This window comes from Saccharomonospora halophila 8 (assembly GCF_000383775.1).
Taxonomy (GTDB): Bacteria; Actinomycetota; Actinomycetes; order Mycobacteriales; family Pseudonocardiaceae; genus Saccharomonospora; species Saccharomonospora halophila.
Map to the genome: position 1 here is coordinate 1 of NZ_KB912490.1, position 2,550 is coordinate 2,550.

Genomic DNA, 2,550 nt, shown 5'->3' on the forward strand with positions numbered 1-2,550 from the left:
TCGCGCGCCGCACGGCCCGCCGCCAGCCGGGCCTGGTGTACGTGGACGGGCGCGTGGACGGCCAGCGCCTCCCCGCTCATCCGCTGCCGGGCCTGCTCGTGCGGAACACCACCGTCACCGTCGTCCCCTGTCCGGCGCCGGTGCGCAGGTCGAACTCGTCGGCGAGCCGCCGCGCGCCGCTGAGGCCGAGCCCCAGTCCCCCCGCGCTGCTGTAGCCATCGGTCAGCGCCTGCTCGGTGTCGGCGATACCGGGCCCCTCGTCACGGAAGACCAGCCGCAGCGCCGTCCGGTCCGCGTCCTTCTCCAGCGCGACCCGGGCTGTGCCGCCGCCCCCGTGTTTCAGGGTGTTGCGGGCGAGCTCGCTGGCGGCCGTGACCAGCTTGGTCTGCTCGACCAGGGAGAACCCGGCCGAGACCGCGACGTCCCGCGCCGCCTGGCGCACGTGGACGATGTCGACCTCCTCGCGGACGGCGAGCTGGTGCTCGGTGACGACACCGGTCATGGCTGTCCCGGGTCGGCGCCCAGCAGGGACAGTCCCCTGCTCACGGTGAGGGCGGTTTGCAGCCCCGGAAGGGTGAGGCCGAGCTCGACCAGCGTGATGGCCACCTCGGGGCGCATGCCGACCACGACCGTCCGCGCGGCCAACAGCGCGCAGGCACCGGCGATGTCGTGCAACGTCCGGGCCAGGAACGAGTCCACGACCTCCAGGCCGGAGATGTCGATGAGCACACCCCGGGCGCTGATCTCGGCCACGCGCCCGGTCAGATCCTCCTGGAGGGTGAGCGCGTCCCGGTCGCTGAGTTCGCCCTGGATCGTGACGAGCAGAACGTCGCCGAGCCCGACGAGGGACGTGTTGGTCATGCCGTACTACCCGACCTCCCGCGCGGGGGTGATGGCCATCCCGAGCGTGTGCAGTGCGTGAATGAAGGCGTCGGCGAGACTGGCCCGGGTGGCGACCTCGCCGAGATCGATACCGAGCTGGACCATCGTCTGCGCGATCTGGGGACGGATGCCGCTGATGACGCACTCCGCGCCCATCAGGCGTGCGGCCATCGCCGTCTTCAGCAGGTGCTGGGCGACCAGCGTGTCCACGGCCGTGACCCCGGTGATGTCCAGGATCGCCACCCGCGCGTGCTGGCGGACGATCTCCTCCAGGAGACTCTCGGTGGCCGCCTGGCTGCGCATACTGTCCAGCGTGCCGATGAGCGGGATGGCCAGGATGCCGTCCCAGAGCTTGATCACCGGGGTGGACAGCTCGGCGAGCTGCTCCTGCTGGGCGAGGATGGTGTCCGCCCCCGCCGACAGTTCGATCTCCAGCAGGGCGATGCGGAGCGTGTTCAGCACGGTCGCCAGGGCCAGCCCGCCCCGGTAGGCGATGTCCGCGGGCTCGTCGCGCCGCTCCCACAGCCGCAGCACCGGCTCCTTGAGCACGGTGACGTCGGGACGGCTGCTCCCGGACCGTCCCCCCGCGGCTCGGGAGGCGAGTGTGCCGAGCACCGTACGCACGGTGCCGAACCCCTCCGCCGACGGATCCTCCTCGGCTCCGGTCTCGATCACCTGGCGCACCCCGCTGAGGAGTGCGGACGCCTCCTCGGCGGCCTCGTCCGAATTCCGGGCGGAGAACACCGCGGTGACCGACCACTCCCGTTCGATCTCGGCGCGATGCGTCTCCAGGAACTCCACCAGGCGCGCCCGGACGGCGGCGGTGGTGTCGTCGGTCATGTCTCGGCTCCCACCTTCAGGCCCAGCTCACGCGCTGAGGCATCGGCTCCTCCCTGGCAAACTTAGGACAGACGGCAACGAACCTCCAGGTGGGGTACTCACCGGTAGGGGCTGCGCGACGACGGAAACGGACAACGGGTGACCGGACGCGACGAATCGACCACCGACGGCGGTGCGACCGTGCGTGCCGAACTGGTCGAGGCCGAGGGGCACGTCACGCTCGGCGGCGAGATCGACCACGGTGCCGCGCCCCGCGTGGACGACGCGCTGCACCGGCTGCTGTCGCACGGCGCCCGGCATCTGGTGATCGATTTCAGCGGACTCTCGTTCTTCGACTCGGCCTGCCTCGGTGCCCTGGTGCGTGCCCACGCCGGGACGGCCGAACGCGGGGGCACGGTCCGGCTGGTCAACGTCGACCGGCACGCCTACCGGGTACTGCAGATCTCGGGCCTGGTACCGCTGTTCGACATCAGCACGGCCGACTGACGGCCCGGGTCCGCGGACCGCTCGCGGGTCGAGCGTTTCGGTCATCGGTTCGCGTGTCCGGCCGCGCCGACGAGGTTGCGGGCCATCCCACCGAAGACCACACCGTGCCACGGCCGCAGGGCGAGCCAGTACAGGTGGCCGGGCGAACCGTGCGGCAGGAACAACGCCCGCTGCCGGTACACGGCACCGCCGTCGCCGTCCGGCCGGACCGACAACTCCAGCCACGCACGGCCGGGCAGCCGCATCTCCGCACGCAGCCGCAGCAGCCGGCCCCGCTCCAGGCGTTCGACCCGCCACCAGTCGAGCGCCTCCCCGACCCGCAGCCGGTGCGGGTGGCGCCGG

General features: G+C 72.0%; 5 protein-coding genes. 1 reads left to right on the top strand and 4 read right to left on the bottom strand.

From position 1 onward, the window contains the following. Positions 1–76 precede the first annotated feature (76 nt). From SACHA_RS0103475 to SACHA_RS0103485, 3 genes are read right to left on the bottom strand one after another with little or no spacing between them, the layout of a single operon-like run. Entirely contained in the window at positions 77–502 is a 426-nt protein-coding gene (locus SACHA_RS0103475) for an ATP-binding protein (protein ID WP_019807242.1), read from the bottom strand. Beyond that, positions 499–861, bottom strand: a complete 363-nt coding sequence (locus SACHA_RS0103480) for an STAS domain-containing protein (protein WP_019807243.1) — start codon at positions 859–861, stop codon at positions 499–501. Before SACHA_RS0103480 ends, SACHA_RS0103475 begins: the two co-directional genes overlap by 4 nt. A 6-nt stretch (positions 862–867) precedes the next feature. Then, on the bottom strand, positions 868–1,722 hold the full coding sequence (locus SACHA_RS0103485; protein ID WP_019807245.1) for an STAS domain-containing protein: 855 nt from the start codon (positions 1,720–1,722) through the stop codon (positions 868–870). Between the two features lie 138 nt (positions 1,723–1,860). On the opposite strand from SACHA_RS0103485, the gene SACHA_RS0103490 reads away from it, so the two are divergent. Continuing rightward, positions 1,861–2,208, top strand: coding sequence for an STAS domain-containing protein (locus SACHA_RS0103490; protein ID WP_019807247.1), 348 nt, complete (start codon positions 1,861–1,863; stop codon positions 2,206–2,208). A 41-nt stretch (positions 2,209–2,249) separates the two neighbouring features. Here SACHA_RS0103490 and SACHA_RS20055 read toward each other — a convergent pair. After that, the coding region (locus SACHA_RS20055; protein ID WP_039737848.1) for a DUF2867 domain-containing protein at positions 2,250–2,550 on the bottom strand (301 nt) is incomplete at its 5' end.